Origin of the sequence: Halobacillus sp. GSS1, from assembly GCF_017307035.1 — a bacterium.
Classification (GTDB): Bacteria; Bacillota; Bacilli; order Bacillales; family Halobacillaceae; genus Halobacillus; species Halobacillus litoralis.
This window is the reverse complement of record NZ_JAFLHE010000006.1, coordinates 34,019-50,551: the sequence shown is the minus strand read 5'-3', so window position 1 is coordinate 50,551 and position 16,533 is coordinate 34,019. Positions and strand designations below refer to the sequence as shown.

Below are 16,533 nucleotides of genomic sequence, written 5' to 3'. Positions count from 1 at the left end.
CAAATTTTTCATTAGGGGGATCTTATTTTGAAGAATAAGAAACTAACAGCTTTACTGTCAGCAGGTGCTTTGACCCTGTCATTGCTCTCTCCAGCTGCAGTAACAGAAGTAAGTGCAAGCAAAGTACAGGAAAATTGGAATGTCGAACGGTATAGCGAAAAAATAGATATCGATGGTCAATTGCAGCGCTTGGACGAAAGCGAAAGCTTCCAGCGAGAAGCGAAACAGACGATCAAGGATAATGCATCCAAAGTAAACTTTAATGGGGAAGAAGGAAACGAATCTGAATCAAATGCTGAAGCTTCAAGTACTTCTGCCGCAGGTGAAACGAAACAATTCCTCACTCGGGATTTAGCTTTTAAAGAGTTTACTCTTCAAAGTGTGGGAGATCATGCAGAAGTATGGGTAGCCAATGACCTTTCCTTCCCTGAAGGAGACGATCGTCCAGCTCATGTGGTCACACAAGAGCAAGCGGACAAGATGGCCAATGAATTCGATAAAAACATGTATCCAGTAGCAACTGATTTCTTTGGTTCCCCTGATACATTGGACGGAACAAATGCTCAACTTGAGGACTTAGGAATTGTTCCGGAGGGTTACTATCAAGGGGACGGCGACAAAGTCATCATCCTTGTCGATAACGTTCAGGATGACAATTATGAAGACCCGACCTATCCTTTCTTTGTTGCTGGATTCTTCTGGCAGACACTAGAAAACTATATGGATCGTAACATCATCACGATCGATTCAAGAGACTGGGACAAACGTCTGGAAAGCACGTTCTTTGGAACGACAATTCACGAGTTACAGCACCTCATTCATGCGGATAATGACGGGGATGAGACTTCATGGTTGAACGAAGGAATGTCCACTTTCTCTGAATACTTAGGTGGATACGGAATGGATTCAGGATCTATCAACTTCCTGCTTGATCACCCGGAAAACTCGTTAACAAACTGGGACGAGCATGTAGACGCTGAAACCGGTCCTGAAACCATTGCTGACTATGGCCTGGTTCAACTCTTCACCCTGTATAACTACGAGAGATTTGGCCAAGAGTTCATCCGCCACGTTGCAAAAGATGAACTGAACAGTATTGAAAGTTTCGAAAGCGCCTATAAAGACTTTGGTTTGAACGTAACATTCAATGAAGTTTACCAAGACTTCTCTACAGCCTTAGTTGTTGATGATCCGAAGTTCAAAGGCGGAAAATATGGTTTTGAAAACATCGATCTACGCGAGCTTCCTGTTGGAGATGGCGAAACACGCGGGAAAACGGTCAACTTTGAAAAAGCAGAAGACTATGAAAAAGAAGGCGTCCCTGCCTGGGGTACTGACTTTAAAGAGTTCAACTTTGAGCCTGGACAAAACGTAGAGTCCTTCAAGTTTAATGGCGTAGATTTTGAAGATAACACGTGGGAATCTGTTACTGATCCTTTAGGAAGCGATAATGAAGTGCTTTCTGCAGGCACAGGAGATGAATTAGACAACAATTTGATCTTTAAAGCGGATTTAACAGATGTTGAAGATGCGACATTGAACTTCGACCATTATGTAGACATTGAAGAGAGCTGGGATTATGGTGTCGTTCAAGTTTCCACAGACAATGGACAAACATGGACGTCCCTCGAAAATGAAAACACGCGTTCAGATGTCGTGGAAGAAGGGTATCCGAAGATCAAAGAAAATGTTCCTGGGTTCACAGGACATTTTGAGGATTACCAGTCTGAAAGCTTCGATCTTTCCGAGTATGCAGGACAGGAAGTCCACATCTCCTTCCGTTACTTGACGGACTGGGGATACAATGACACAGGATGGTTCATTGATAACATCGAAATTCCAGAAGTAGGAATAAGTTATGATGGCACGACAAAAGAGCCATTCATGTCTAAAGCAGAACTTCTCGGAAATTATGTAGACTATGGCGTTACGTTCATTAAAGAGAAAAACAACGGGAAGTATCAAGTCGTGGAAGTCGACCCATTCAATGTGACGGAAGAAGAGGCATTGGAGCTTCAACAAGTATTCCGCCCTGGTAAGACCTACATGACGACTTACTATGCGGCTCCACAGGATAGCTTGAACCCTGTTGAATTCGAATATGAAGTGGATTACAAAGAAAAAGGACCTGAAAAGAATAAATAAGATTCCCCCCCAATCAGATGATTGGGGGGTTCTTTAATGATGTAATCAGGTGGAGTTTAACCGATTTCCAACTGAATGGATGGGATAACTCGAGAGACCCCCCTCCCCTAATTCATCGATTTACCCTCACCTCTCCCTAACAGTTGCGCCTGCTATACCAACTGTGTGAAAATTTACTATACAAAGGAGTGTTGCTGATGCATATTCGTGAATTGGAAGTCAAAGAGTTACATACCGTTGCCGCATGGTTGTTCAAAATGAACGAACAAGATCACCATTACGTTGCTTGGATGGCTTCAGAACAAAATGAAATATTTGAACAGATTTGGACGTTAACCCAGTTCAAAGAACCTCTCGCCTATGTCGCCTGGGAAGGAGAAGAGATCATCGGATTCCTCGGCATCCTTCCTTTTTTTGAGCAGAAACTATGCCGGCTTCTGGGACCTTTCGCTATTAAGGATCAGGAGGAGGTCATTGAACGTTTATGGGACAAAGCTTCTCTAACGGCACAGCTGCACTTTGATGTTGTAAAGGTAGCCTGTTTTGCTGCCAATCAAGCACTCGTTTCCTTTGCAGAAAGGCATCAGTTTCAGATGTACAATATGGAACGTACGTTAGCCGCTTTTAAATCTTCCTATGAAATGAGTGAGACAAAAAACACCTCCATCGTCGGGCTTAGTCAGGAAGACTACGAGACCTTGGATGACATTCACCCCTCGGCTGCTTACTACACGACAAAGGAAATGCTGCATTTATCCGGGGATGAGGGCAATTACCTTTGGGGTTACCAGCAAAACGGAGAGTTAATCGGGTACATTTATTTCGAAACGATTACCTCCGGACATGAAGGAGAAATCTGCTTTGTAAATGTAGCTGCTGATCACCGAAGCAGCGGTGTTGGCTCAGAGCTTATTCATCATGCGTTACAGTATGCCTTCTTTGCTCTTGAACTGGATGTGGTCACAATCTCGGTCAGAACAGAGAATCAGCAGGCAGAAGCCTTATATAAACAATTCGGGTTCAAAGAAATCCATACCATTTATGCGTATCAAAAAGAAATGAAACCAGAGCCACCTCTTTCCACTACCATTCATTAAAAGGAGGGATTCCATGGAACGTTTTATTCGGGAGACATTAGAAAAAGTCAACGACACTTCAACCGTACACTCCATCCAACCTGTAAGCGGAGGAGACATCAATCAGTCGTTTTATGTAGAAACGGACCGACGACCTTATTTTATTAAAATCAACGAAAAAGTTGCGAGTCATTTTTTCCAAGCAGAGGCAGAGGGTTTACGCCTTATAAAGGAAACAGAAGCTGTACGAGTGCCTGCTGTCTATCATTACGACATCCCTGATGGTGATGAAAAAGCTGCGCTTGTGATGGAATGGATTGAAAAAGGGCGTTCAGATTCTTCCCATTCCCTCGGAAAGTGCTTAGCTCACATGCATCAGCATACATCAGAAAAGTACGGATACGGAAAGCCGACCTTTGTTGGTGAGCTGAATCAAACCAATGAGTGGTGTGCAGCCTGGACAGACTATTACCGCCGTTATCGTTTAGGTGGACAATTGGAAATAGGAGTGACAAAAGGTTCAATCTCAGGTCTTCGCGAAGAACGCTTGAAAAAACTGATGGAAAGCGTCGATGAATTTATTCCCCAAAGACCAAAAGCCTCTCTCCTGCACGGTGATTTATGGGGTGGAAATTGGATGGCCACAAGTGAGGGCGAACCTGTTTTAATTGATCCGTCCATCCTATACGGAGACCATGCATTTGAACTTGCTTTCACAGAGCTGTTTGGAGGATTCCCGCCAAACTTTTTAAATCAGTACAACACACATTTCGAGCTACCCGAGAACTATCAGGATACAAAACCCATCTACCAGCTCTTTTATCTGCTCGTCCATCTGAATATCTTCGGGGAAATGTATGGATCACAGGTCGACCGGATTTTGAAACATTATGTCGGGTGATTCAGGAATAGGCCCTTCCCTTTCCTGAATCCGATATTTCAACAAGCTCCAGCGGATAGGGTTCAAAATAGGTCTGTTGCTTCAGGTATTCACTTTGGAAACGGGCGATCCAGCAATTTAATACACTCAACACAGCACTCAAGGGTACTTTCTCTTCTTTATATTGTTCCAGAAGGCTTTGAAAGCTTTCTTTCTCTTCTTTAGACAAATCCTTTTTGAAGTATCCTGCAATATGCTGACATACGTTCACGTGGGCACTCGGTTTTGCCGGCTTCTCCATAAGTTCATGAAGCAAAGGTTCATAGCTTTCTATGACCTGTTCAAAATCAAGGTGATCATGATTCGCAACCGTTTGCCCCATTTTCTTGAGCGTTCCAGGGTGATAAGCCATGAAGAGATATTTGTTACGTGCATGGAATTGCTGCAACCCTTTCATTCCATTAAACTTCTTCACCTCACGAAAGTCAGCGAGCGTAAACAATTTCGTTAAAAAATGGTGTCTCAGTGTATAGTTCTTAAGTCTCCCCTCTTCTTCAATAGCAAGCCCTCCATGACGATGAAGGATTTCCTTGGCAAAAAAGCCTGATGTTTTTCCGACAACTTGAGAGTTTCCTTCACTGTGATAAACTTTCACATCATGCATGCCGCACGTTGGTGATCGGTTTTTCAATAAAAAACCGTCCACGTCAGTCAAATGATCCAGAAAACCTTCCGAGAACTCTTTCATTGTATCCGTTAGATTTTCTCCAGTTTTCGGCTGGACGAGCTGTTCTTCTTCGCCATCAATAATACGAATAACTTCACGTGGTACGCCGAGTCCGATTTCAACCTCTGGACATACGGGGATGAAATCCACATGAGCCTGCATACGCTGAACGGCCTTATCTGGAATTACAGCTCCATTATAGCGGACTTCTGCAAATTCTAAACAACGGCTGACCACGACTTTTGGTGTAGGAAAATGCCGCAATTTCTTATCCCCTTTCTGACAATTACAAGTACTAGCAAACGTTCCTCAATTTCTACTTCCATAAACACAAACCGCATATCATCTACAAATTTCCTATTGGTTTTTTACGGAAAACGTAATAGAATAAATAGTGTTGCATAATTATTCTCAAGCATTTATAAATAAAAAAATCAGACAAGTCAGGAGAGATTTTGGATGAGAGCGAAAGACTTCAATGCATCATCACACTTAAAGTTCATAATTCCATCCTTGATCGGAATTTTCCTATTCATGTTTCCGATCTTCGGGGATGACGGTGCCGTCACCATTCCAATTGCGATTCTTGCCGGTTGGGTGGAAACGTGGCTTGCCGACTATTTATCCTTGATCATGACGATCATTATCACCATTACAGCTATAGGAACGGTTATAGCTAAGGCAGCAGGCAAAGAAGCCCTCAATGGATCACCATTTTTCCAGTCTTTATTTAATGTTCCACGGGTATGGGTGGTTACTCGCCTTTTAGGTATGATTTTCGCCATCATGGTATACTTTCAAATTGGACCTGAAGCGATCACAAGTGAAAATACAGGCGGTTTGCTTCTTGATTCCCTTCTGCATGTTCTTTTCGCCGTTTTTCTATTTGCAGGACTGTTTTTACCACTGCTTTTGAACTACGGACTGCTTGAACTGTTCGGGGTGGTCTTAACAAAAATCATGCGTCCACTCTTCCGTTTGCCTGGACGTTCTTCTATTGATTCCTTAGCCTCCTGGTTAGGAGATGGGACCATCGGTGTCCTTCTCACGAGTAAACAATACGAAGAAGGTTATTATACGAAGCGTGAAGCGGCTGTCATCGGGACAACCTTCTCTGTCGTATCCATCACCTTCAGCCTTGTAGTCATTCAAGAGGTCGGTCTTGGCGATATGTTCGGCCAGTTTTACTTAACTGTAGCTATTGCAGGTTTCATCGCTGCTTTGATCATGCCAAGAATTCCACCTCTTTCTAGGAAACCAGATACGTATGTAACAGAAGAGCCTAGCGATCAAAAAGAAGAAGTTCCGGAAAATCACAACTTGATTACCTACGGCTATACAAAAGCCGTAGAACGAGGCAGCAAAGCAAGCGGAATCGGCAATTTTCTGAAGCAGGGTACGCAAAACATTCTGGACATGTGGATGGGTGTAGCTCCGATCGTTATGGCGCTTGGTACTATTGCACTCGTAATTGCTGAATTTACTCCATTTTTCACATGGATTGGCATGCCGTTCATTCCACTTCTTGAGCTGATGCAGGTTCCTTATGCACAGGAAGCGTCTGAAACCATCCTTGTTGGTTTCGCGGACATGTTCCTTCCTGCGATTATCGGATCCTCTATCGAAAGTGAAATGACCCGATTTATCATCGCATCTCTATCTGTAACGCAGCTGATCTATATGTCTGAAGTTGGTGGTCTATTGCTTGGCTCTAAAGTTCCAGTCAACATCAAAGACCTATTTATTATTTTCCTTCTAAGGACTATCATTACGCTGCCAATCATCACTCTTATTGCTCATCTATTATTCTAAAGCCAAAGCACTTCCTCCAACGAGGAAGTGCTTTTTTGTCTCCCACTACTTAAATCCTACTCCTTATTGAAGTAAATGACAGGATTGTTGAAGACTCAGTTTCGAGGTGTTTGTTGAGTGGATGGAGGCTGCGGGGAATGACTCGCTTTCCGCGGGAGCGCGATGAGCCTCCTCAGGCTGACGCCTTCCGGGGTCTCACCTAGCACTCTTTTCCCGCAGGAGTCTCGCCATTCCCCTCCGCCCCTTTACCATGGAAGGTTCTCGAAACCACTACTTAAAAAATTATCTCGTATGGTTATGGGAGTGAATGATATAAACTCTACCCCGTTGACGCTCAGAATACGCAAATGCTTGATACAACGAACCATATGCCCGCTTGGAGGAGAAGAATTAAAACCTTACTAATGGAATTCAAGCAGCCCCTTTTAGAAGTAGTTTCGAGACACTTATAAGGTAAAGGGGCGGAGGGAAACGGTGAGACTCCTATGGGACGTGTGGGACAGGTGAGACCCCGGAAGGCAAAGCCTGAGGAGGCTCACCGCCCGCCCCATGGAAAGCGAACCTTTTCCCGTAGCCCTAGAACCACCCAATCGTCTCGAAACTGGGGCTTCAACTAAAGGGAGCTTATATAAAAAAACCGCTAAGCTATTGGGGGCTTAGCGGTTTTTTAGGAGTTCTAGCATTTTTTGTGCTGTTGAGAGGCTTGACTGTGGATTTTGTCCGGTGACGAAGGGATCATCACTGACGACGTGATCCGAGAAGGCATCGCCAGAGTCAAACTCTGCCCCCGCTTCCTTTAAGCGGTCCTCCAGCATAAAAGAAACAACGGAATCGAGACCAGTCTCTTTTTCTTCCTCATTCGTAAAGCCGGTGATCGTTTTACCTTCTACGAGCGGCTGTCCATTATGATCCTCCACTCCTACAAATCCTGCAGGCCCATGACATACAGCCCCGATGACTTTACCTTCTGTCAGGAAGTGCCGGAGTAATTCTTCAAGCTCATCATTTTCCGGGAAGTCGACCATCGTACCATGTCCTCCGCAAAGAAAGATACCTGAGAATTCTGTTGGGTCTACTTCGGCTAGAGGAACCGTTTTATCGATGGGTTCCATGACGCCGTCCCAAACTTTTGGCAGTCTATTGCTATAGCTGTTCGGGTCGATAGGTGGGCGCCCACCTTTGGGACTCGCCGCTACGACTTCATAACCCGCTTCCTGAAATTCTGTTGCAGGCTCGACAAATTCCTGAAGCCACAATCCTGTTTCATGTTTTCCGTTCAATTGGTCCGCATTCGTCACAATCATTAATATCTTTTGATCCATGATCAGCAACCTCCTTGTCCATATCCCTCCTATTATTTACAAAGGATAGCATTTCAATCACAATAGTTTTTTCATCCAAACCTGCTGTAATCGGGTTTCGAATCCTTCTTCCTTCAATGCTCTATAAGTAGGACTTTTTTCAGGTATGTTGAAAGCAGTGATGACTGCATCCGGATATGTTGAACGAAGAGTTTTCAGGCACTCCTTTCCCTTGTTTTCAGATTGTACCTGAAATAATGTGAGGTGTTCGTTATCATGTCGGGTGAAGACCATATGCCCAATGGTTGCTTCTCCATCTGTGACTTTGAAAAACTCTCCCTTCTCTATGGAGAAGGGTTGATTCTGCCATGGGTAATCCCCGTTGGACATTCGCTCCTTCCCATCGCCTTCATCCATGAACTCTAAATAGGTCATATTTTTTTCCGTGTAACCTCCGGGAGTGGATTTCATGATATGTAAATGATCCACAACCTGATATCCATATCGTTCGTATAAAGCGATCGCGCCGTGGTTATCTGAGATCGCTTCTAATGTAGCTACAGATGCCTTTTCTTTTTCATACATAGACAAAGAGGAGTGAACAAGCAAGCGTCCCACTCCTCTTTTACGAAACGAAGGGTGTACAGCTGTCCCTCCGTTATAGGCTGTTTTTATTCCGTCTACTTCTTGAATACCATTTAAAACGATTCCTACAGGCTTCTCCCCATCATAAGCGAGAAATGAAAAAGCAGGAGATAGCCGTTTTGAACTCATCATTTGAATCAAACCATCCAAATCAAACTGCATCTGGACTTGATAATCTTGAAAACCTTCGTTTAAAGATGTCAGGGCATCCTTGAACGGACAATCCTTCATGGGCAAAATTTTCATAACCATTCCCTCCTCTACCTTTCATAACTTTCTCTACAAAGGAGGGAATCCCTGCTTAGGACTGAAAAGAAGAATCTTTATGATTTACCCGGTGCCACCATTTTTTCAAAAGCTGAATGCGTCCTTCAATGAAGGGCTGGGTAAGGGTGCGGATGATTCCGCTCGATAACACGTACACAATGGCAGCGGCTACGATAGCTAGACCTAAGACATCAAATACGTGGTCGACTTTGAACCAGTCGGCCTGACGGAAGAATTGAATGAAGAACCCGTGCAGCAGGTAAACGTATAACGTCCTTCCACCAAGGTACGTCAAACGGTACTGCGTATTCGGGACCCACGCAAAGACACTGATGGTCATGACAGCAGCCAGTACATAGACACCTAATCGGAACACGCCGCCCATTTCGGGGCTTCCAAGCACTTCATACGACTTAGAGCCTAGCAGCCAGCCTGAACTGAACTCCGGAAATAGGGCGATGACGGAGGCAACGACAGCCATCACGACAAGGCTTGCTTCTTTCACTCGGCGAGTTCTCCATTTATGGACATGCTCTTTCGTCAACCAGTACCCTACAAGGAAGAAGGGAAAGAAAACGAATGTCCGGGACAAGCTGAAATGATGCCCAATATCATTGAAATACCCGACAAGAACGCCAATTTGCACGGCAATTGCCACCCCAAGGAATGGAGGGATTTTTTTGAACCAGTAAAGCAGGATGTGCCAGCAGAACAAACTGAACAAGAACCACAGAGACCAGTGAGGGTAGAAAATCCCACTTAAGGTCGCTCCTTTTCCAATGAAGAAGTAGTATCCTGTGTAAACAAGCTGGAAAATGAGATAAGGCAGGATCAATTTTTTAGCTAATTGTAAGATGTAGTCTTTTTCTCCAGACCCTTTCGCAAAGAACCCGGCAAGAAAAATAAATGCAGGCATGTGGAACGTATAAATCCAAGTATATAATGTGTACATCGGCCTTGATCCGTCTGTAAACGGCTGAATGATATGACCAAAGACGACGAGAAAAATAAGAACGAGTTTGGCATTATCAAAAAAGGCATCACGTTTCATGTTGTCTCACCCTTCTTTATCGATTAATCCTCTACCTCATGTTTACCACATTCCTGTACTTTTTAAGGCACTTTTATTCATTTTTAAACCATATGTAAACCAATTGTCATCTTCTGTTATGAATGGTTATGTCTAAAAAAAGAGACACCCTCTACGGATGCCTCGCTGGAATCACTCAAAGTCGATGGCCCATGACCCTTTACGGAAAATCGCTTCAAACTCTCCTTCTTTTGTTTCACCATCAATGTCCAACTCCTCGGAACCCATCATGAAATCTTCATGAATCAAGCTGTCATTGACCCCATGGGAATCCATTTGTTCTTTATTAAAAGATGATCCTCCGCGGATATTGGTCGGGTAGGCTTTTCCTAAAGCCAGGTGACAGGAAGCATTTTCATCATAAAGCGTGTTATAGAAAATGTGCCCTGATTTAGAGATTGGGGATTCGTTTGGAACAAGTGCAACCTCTCCCAGACGTTTGGCTCCATCATCACTTTCAAGCAGATGTTTTAACGTCTCTTCTCCAGATTCTGCTTGATAATCAACGACTTTCCCATTTTCGAACGTCAGCGTGAAGTTCTCGATCAGGTTTCCGCCATAATTGAGAGGTTTCGTACTTGTGACTTTGCCTTGCACCCCTGTTTTATGAGGCATGGTGAACACTTCTTCTGTAGGAATGTTCGGGTTGAATTCCGTCCCTTTCTCTGAAGTCGTTGAACCACCATGCCAAATGTGGTTCTGGACGAGCTCGATCGACAACTCAGTGCCCGGGGCCTTATAGTGAAGTTTTTTATATTGCTTTTGATTCAAATACTCTCGAGCCTGACGAAGCTTTTCGTTATGCTCTTCCCATGCTTTGATCGGGTCTTCCTGATCGATTCGTGTAATTTGGAAAATTTGTTCCCACAACTTGTCCTGTGCTTTCTCAGGGGAATCGTCCGGAAATACCTTTTGAGCCCAGGCTTCCTGAGGATAGGCAATAATCGACCATGTGGTTTTATCATTCATTATATAGTCTCTATATTTGGTGAGAGCTTCGCCGCTTGCTTTATTCGCCTTGGCGATCCTTTCTGAATCGATGCCCTTGAATAAATCAGGATTAGGTCCGTAAATGGATAAAAGCGCATAGCCATCTTTGACCATCTCTTCCAAGCCTTCTGCTTTCCATTTAGGGAAATTCTCGAGCACATCCATCGGAGCATTCTTCATCTTCATGTAACTGAGCACTTCATCATTCCATTCCAAGTGAACATTCTTCGCGCCCCTGCCATAAGCTTTCGCTGAAATCGTACGTACGAGCTCAGCCGCTTCAATTGGCGCATTGATAATCAGGCCCTGACCTCTTTGTAGATTCACACCTTTTTTCAAAGCAAGATCTGCATACTTTTCCATTTGTTTCTGATGTTTATTCAATATCCAAACCTCCAACTTCTTCATTCTCTATCTATTATTTCATATCCCGGCCATGTTTCCTAGAACGAACGCTGTTATGTTTTATCTTTGAATATTTCAATCGCCCGTTCTCTCATCGTTTTATGGTCGACGATCGGTTCAGGGTAGTCTTCCCCGATGATACACCCTGCTTCCTTCTGCTCTTCTTCTGTCATTTTGGATGGTTCATGGATGTGCTTCCTTTTCACATTTTCAAGTTCAGGAAGCCATTCTTTTATGAAACGGCCGTGGGGATCAAACCGCTCGGACTGCCGTGTCGGATTAAAGACACGGAAGTACGGGACAGGATCGGTGCCTGTAGAGGCCGCCCATTGCCATCCCCCTATGTTTGAAGCAGGATCATAATCCACCAGCCGTTCAGAAAAGTACCTTTCCCCTTCACGCCAATCCATAAGCAGGTCTTTCGTCAAGAAGGAAGCGACCGCCATGCGCAGGCGGTTATGCATCCACCCTGTTTCATTCAGCTGGCGCATCGCTGCATCAATCAGTGGAAACCCTGTCTGACCTTCTTTCCATTTCCCAAGTAAGTCTTCATCATTGTTCCACGGAATCCCTCGGTATTTTTCCACCATTTCTGTTGTATTAGCATCCGGGTAAAAATGATAAATCATGTTATAAAAATCCCGCCAGGCAAGCTCAGAAATGTACGTATCGACTCCAGAGGTGTTTTTTCTGAAATCGACATCCTCTTCGATTTTATGGTAGATGGTTCTGATGGATATCGCTCCTGTACGAAGAAAACGGGACATTAGACTCGTCCCATCGAGAGCAGGGAAATCCCGCTGATCATTGTAGTCGTAAATATCCTCATCAAGAAAATGATTCAGTCGCTCCAGTGCATCTTTTTCTCCGACGCCTTCATACGTGCCACCGGTTTTCTTGATCAAATCATCATATGCTCGCTGGCCATCAGAAAATGCCTTCCTCTCATCCAGGGCAGCAGAAGATAACTGATCCACATCGACTCTTTGAATGGCCGGCTTCTGAAGCTTCTTCCACTTCTTAAGATAGGGAGAGAAAACCTTGTAAAATCCACCGTCGTTCTTCTGCACTTCATCAGCCCCATGAAGATGGTGGTCGATGTAGGAATAGACATCTACATCTTGACCGCTTAAGTACTCGATAATCGAAGCATCGCGCTCTTTTCCAAATCCGACTTCATCTCTGTTGAAATAAACCATCTCCACATTTAACTCCTCGATCAGATGCTGAAACGCTTTTTCCGTTTCTCCATGAATGAAATGGACAGGGGCCTTTAATTCTTCCGCCCTGTCTACGACACTCTTTAATGTTTGGAAAAAATAATCATGCCTTGGCGTAAATGATTCATTTAATGATGGGTGGATATGGAAGAACAGTACGATTTGATCATCGTTTTTTGTATCTTCTAACGCTTTAGCTAAAGCGGTGTGGTCGTTCAACCTTAAATCACGCCTAAACCATACAGCTCTCCTTGTCATCCTTCCCCCTCCTTCCTCCTTTACCCTTCCTTTTTACTTGTGGATATAAACTACGGAAAGCCACTTATCCACATGTGGACACTTTTTAATACTAGTTTTTCCTTTTATCAAGGAATTTTCATCGTCCATTAACAAAAAAAAAGAGCTGACCTGTCCCTGGTCAGCTCTTTATCATTATTCGAAGTTTTTAAGCAGGGTAGCCATTTCAATGGCTGCCGTAGCTGCTTCCCAGCCTTTGTTTCCTGCCTTCGTACCGGCGCGCTCAATCGCCTGTTCAATAGTATCTGTCGTAATGACTCCGAAGATGACCGGTATGCCGCTTTGTTGAGAGGCGTTCGATACACCTTTAGCCGCTTCACTACATACATAGTCGAAGTGAGGAGTAGAACCGCGAATAACCGCTCCAAGTGTAACGACAGCATCGTATTTTCCTGAGTTCGCCATTTTGCTTGCCACCAGTGGGATTTCAAAAGCACCTGGTACATATGCCACTTCAACGTCATTCAATTCAATACCATGACGCTTGAACGCATCAACCGCGCCTTCATATAACTTTCCTGTAATGAAATCGTTGAAACGACCGACAACGATTCCCACTTTCAATCCTGTGCCTACGAGATTACCTTCTATTGTTTTTACCATGTTTCTTTCATCCCTTCTAGTAGTGAAATAAGTGTCCCATTTTCGATTGCTTTGTTTTTAGGTATCTTTCGTTTTCTTCTCTCGATTCCATTTGGATGGGAACGCGATCAACGACTTCCAGCCCAAAACCTCCAAGGCCTGAGATCTTTTTCGGATTGTTCGTAAGAAGTCGCAATTTAGTAATGCCGAGATCCTTAAGGATTTGGGCACCTACGCCGTAATCTCTTAAATCAGGTCCGAACCCAAGCTTCTCATTCGCTTCTACTGTATCCAGACCTTCTTCTTGAAGTTTGTATGCTTGAAGTTTATTCATGAGTCCGATTCCGCGGCCTTCCTGTCTCATATAGAGAAGGACGCCGCTTCCGTTCTCCGAAATCTGCCTCAGCGCATTGTGCAGCTGCGGACCACAGTCACAGCGGTAAGAACCGAACACATCTCCTGTCAAACACTCAGAGTGCACACGGACAAGCGTCGGTTCATCAGGATTGATTTCCCCTTTGACCAGTGCTATATGATCTTTGAAATCAATATCATTGGAAAAACCGACCGCACGGAAATCTCCGTATTCTGTCGGCATTTTCACTTCCACTTCGCGTTTGACGTGATTCTCCTTTTTATGACGGTATTGGATAAGATCTGCAATCGTGATCATAGGAAGGTCAAACTCATCCGCCATTTTTCTAAGGTCAGGCACACGTGCCATCGTTCCATCGTCTTTAATGATCTCGCAAATGACACCAGCCGGTCGTGCTCCCGCAAGCTTGGCAAGGTCTACAGACGCTTCCGTATGCCCTGCCCGTCGCAGGACGCCGCCTTCTTTCGCAATTAAAGGAAAAATATGCCCAGGCTTCTGGAAGTCCGCTGCTGTCGTTTCCGGGTTCAACATTTCCTTAATCGTCAATGCCCGTTCATCCGCAGATATTCCCGTCGTTGTATCTTTGTGATCGATACTTACAGTAAAGGCCGTCTGATTGGGATCCGAATTGTTATCGACCATCGGCACAAGTTCTAAATCCTGAGCCAGATCATTCGTGATCGGGGCGCAGACAAGTCCGCGTCCGTGTTTGATCATAAAATTGATCATTTCAGAAGAAGCATACTCAGCAATCCCAATTAAATCTCCTTCATTTTCACGATCTTCGTCATCACATACAATGACAAGTTTTCCCTGCTTTAAATCTTCAATGGCTTTTTCAACTGAATCAAACATCATTTCACCCTCTTATGCAAAGCCGTTGTCAGAAAGAAACTGTTTGGACAGCCTCGACTTCGGCTCTTCTTTATTTTGTCCGCTCAAAAAATGAGCCACGTATTTTCCGATCATGTCGCACTCAATATTGACACTGTCACCAGGTCCTTTTGCACCGAGCACCGTGTGCTCCATCGTATGAGGAATAAGGGAAATTGTCACTTTGGAGTCATCGACACCAAAAACCGTCAGAGAAGTGCCGTCCACAGCAATGGACCCTTTATATACGAAATATTGGATAAGTTCATCAGGTAGTTCAATTTCATAATAAACGGCATTGGATTCAGGCTTTTTCGAAACGATTTTACCCGTTCCATCAATATGTCCGGAAACTAAATGTCCTCCGAAACGTCCGCCTGCAGCCATCGCCCTTTCCAGGTTCACCGGGTCACCCTGCTGAAGTTCATGAATGTTCGTAGCTCTGTAAGTTTCAGGCATGACGTCAAAAGAAACCGTCTGCTCCGAAAAGTTTGTTACAGTCAGACACACGCCATTGACGGAAATGCTGTCGCCTAATTTGACGTCTGTTAAAATTTCTTTGGCTGAAAGGTTCACTTCGAGTGCTTCGGTTTTATTTTTTACTGATTTTAATGTTCCTATTTCTTCAACGATCCCCGTAAACATTAAGATTCTCCTTTTCTAACGGAAACAATTTTCATGTCATCCCCTATTTTTTCAGTCGAAACGATTTCAAAGGTGCTTACATTCTTTAATTGTTGAATGCCTTTTCCGCCCACAGGTGTTAAGGCTTCTTTTCCTCCGATTAACTTCGGTGCCATATACGTCACGGTTTCATCCACTTTTCCCGCACGTACGAAGGCATCCGCAATCGTCGCTCCTCCTTCAACAAGCAAAGAAGTGACTTTTCGTTCTCCTAAATACCGCAGGACTTCTTCTATGGAAACCTCTTCACCATGAAGTGGGATGATGGTGACATGTTCATAGTTTTCAAAGGTATCCATCGCTTCTTTTTTCACATGATTCCCTGTGAACACCCATGTTGGCGCTGAGTCGTCCTGGATCAACTGAGAGGAAGGCGGTATCCTGAGATGGGTATCAAGGACGATCCTTTTTGGATGACGGCCTTCTCCCTCTATTCGCGTTGTCAGCTTAGGGTTATCCATCAGCACTGTATTGATTCCAACTAAGATGCCATCAGAGCGATGCCGATAGTGGTGACCATCACGGCGCGCTTCTTCACCCGTAATCCACTGGCTTTCTCCTGTGGATGTGGCGATCTTTCCATCCAAACTCATAGCCGTCTTCAAACGGACATAAGGTTCTTTCTTTTGGATGAAGTGAAAAAAGGAAGCATTGATTTCATCTGCCTCTTCTTTCAGCACCTCTGTCTTCACCTCAAGACCATGCTCTCTCATCATCCGAATACCTCTGCCGGATACTTTAGGATTGGGGTCATTCGATGCAACCACCACTCTTTTTATGCCAGCTTCCAAGATGGCTTCTGCACATGGGGGGGTCTGCCCATAGTGACTGCACGGTTCGAGTGTGACATAAATTTCTGCATCCCTCGCCTTCTCTCCTGCCATGCGGAGTGCATGGACTTCGGCATGAGGTTCTCCTGCCTTGACGTGAACACCTACGCCGACCATCTGATTATGCTTAACGACAATCGCAGCCACGGAAGGATTCGGACTTGTCTGACCAACCGTTTCCCGCGCCATATCTACAGCCATTCTCATATATCTTTCATCCCGATCCAAGACCTTCACCACCTTTTCCAACCGGCATGCTTTGCCGAAAAAAATAAAAAACCCTGAAGAAGACAGACTTCTCCAGGGTCGTTGAACGTAAATCGCATACACTTA

Annotated in this window: 14 protein-coding genes; 4 read left to right on the top strand and 10 right to left on the bottom strand. The window is 44.4% G+C overall.

What is annotated here, in order from left to right:
• Nucleotides 1–27: 27 nt before the first annotated feature.
• The 3 genes from J0K78_RS13035 (at nucleotide 28) to J0K78_RS13025 (ending at nucleotide 4,122) form a co-directional block, all read left to right on the top strand.
• Complete coding sequence (locus J0K78_RS13035) at nucleotides 28–2,145, top strand: choice-of-anchor J domain-containing protein (protein ID WP_206947482.1); 2,118 nt, start codon at nucleotides 28–30, stop codon at nucleotides 2,143–2,145.
• A 197-nt stretch (nucleotides 2,146–2,342) separates the two neighbouring features.
• Nucleotides 2,343–3,242, top strand: coding sequence for a GNAT family N-acetyltransferase (locus tag J0K78_RS13030; protein WP_206947481.1), 900 nt, complete (start codon nucleotides 2,343–2,345; stop codon nucleotides 3,240–3,242).
• A 13-nt stretch (nucleotides 3,243–3,255) separates the two neighbouring features.
• Nucleotides 3,256–4,122 (top strand): fructosamine kinase family protein, encoded by an 867-nt coding sequence (locus tag J0K78_RS13025; protein ID WP_206947480.1) that lies wholly within the window; start codon nucleotides 3,256–3,258, stop codon nucleotides 4,120–4,122.
• Between the two features lies 1 nt (nucleotide 4,123).
• Here the strand turns inward: J0K78_RS13025 and J0K78_RS13020 are convergent, their stop codons facing one another.
• A complete protein-coding gene (locus J0K78_RS13020; protein WP_206947479.1) occupies nucleotides 4,124–5,092 on the bottom strand; it encodes a YbgA family protein in 969 nt (322 codons plus the stop codon).
• Between the two features lie 195 nt (nucleotides 5,093–5,287).
• Between J0K78_RS13020 and J0K78_RS13015 the strand changes: the two genes are divergently transcribed.
• Complete coding sequence (locus tag J0K78_RS13015; protein WP_206947478.1) at nucleotides 5,288–6,640, top strand: YjiH family protein; 1,353 nt, start codon at nucleotides 5,288–5,290, stop codon at nucleotides 6,638–6,640.
• A gap of 656 nt (nucleotides 6,641–7,296) precedes the next feature.
• Here the strand turns inward: J0K78_RS13015 and J0K78_RS13010 are convergent.
• The 9 genes from J0K78_RS13010 to ribD all read right to left on the bottom strand — a co-directional run bounded on the left by J0K78_RS13010 (nucleotide 7,297) and on the right by ribD (nucleotide 16,407).
• Nucleotides 7,297–7,962 carry a type 1 glutamine amidotransferase domain-containing protein gene (locus J0K78_RS13010; RefSeq protein ID WP_206947477.1) on the bottom strand — a complete coding sequence of 222 codons (666 nt, stop codon included), beginning with the start codon at nucleotides 7,960–7,962 and terminating at the stop codon, nucleotides 7,297–7,299.
• Nucleotides 7,963–8,019: 57 nt separating this feature from the next.
• The gene (locus J0K78_RS13005; RefSeq protein WP_206947476.1) at nucleotides 8,020–8,832 is read right to left on the bottom strand and encodes a GNAT family N-acetyltransferase; all 813 of its coding nucleotides are present in this window, start codon (nucleotides 8,830–8,832) and stop codon (nucleotides 8,020–8,022) included.
• A gap of 55 nt (nucleotides 8,833–8,887) precedes the next feature.
• Nucleotides 8,888–9,904: an acyltransferase family protein gene (locus tag J0K78_RS13000; RefSeq protein WP_206947475.1), complete on the bottom strand. Its 1,017-nt coding sequence runs from the start codon at nucleotides 9,902–9,904 to the stop codon at nucleotides 8,888–8,890.
• 171 nt (nucleotides 9,905–10,075) lie between these two features.
• Nucleotides 10,076–11,317, bottom strand: a complete 1,242-nt coding sequence (locus J0K78_RS12995; RefSeq protein WP_206947474.1) for an aminopeptidase — start codon at nucleotides 11,315–11,317, stop codon at nucleotides 10,076–10,078.
• Between the two features lie 74 nt (nucleotides 11,318–11,391).
• On the bottom strand, nucleotides 11,392–12,816 hold the full coding sequence (locus J0K78_RS12990) for a cryptochrome/photolyase family protein (protein ID WP_206947473.1): 1,425 nt from the start codon (nucleotides 12,814–12,816) through the stop codon (nucleotides 11,392–11,394).
• Between the two features lie 174 nt (nucleotides 12,817–12,990).
• Nucleotides 12,991–13,458: a 6,7-dimethyl-8-ribityllumazine synthase gene (gene ribH / locus J0K78_RS12985; RefSeq protein ID WP_206947472.1), complete on the bottom strand. Its 468-nt coding sequence runs from the start codon at nucleotides 13,456–13,458 to the stop codon at nucleotides 12,991–12,993.
• A gap of 16 nt (nucleotides 13,459–13,474) precedes the next feature.
• Entirely contained in the window at nucleotides 13,475–14,668 is a 1,194-nt protein-coding gene (locus J0K78_RS12980; protein ID WP_206947471.1) for a bifunctional 3,4-dihydroxy-2-butanone-4-phosphate synthase/GTP cyclohydrolase II, read from the bottom strand.
• 12 nt (nucleotides 14,669–14,680) lie between these two features.
• Entirely contained in the window at nucleotides 14,681–15,331 is a 651-nt protein-coding gene (gene ribE, locus J0K78_RS12975; RefSeq protein ID WP_160910817.1) for a riboflavin synthase, read from the bottom strand.
• Nucleotides 15,331–16,407 (bottom strand): bifunctional diaminohydroxyphosphoribosylaminopyrimidine deaminase/5-amino-6-(5-phosphoribosylamino)uracil reductase RibD, encoded by a 1,077-nt coding sequence (gene ribD, locus J0K78_RS12970; protein WP_206947541.1) that lies wholly within the window; start codon nucleotides 16,405–16,407, stop codon nucleotides 15,331–15,333. Before ribD ends, ribE begins: the two co-directional genes overlap by 1 nt.
• Between the last annotated feature and the right edge of the window lie 126 nt (nucleotides 16,408–16,533).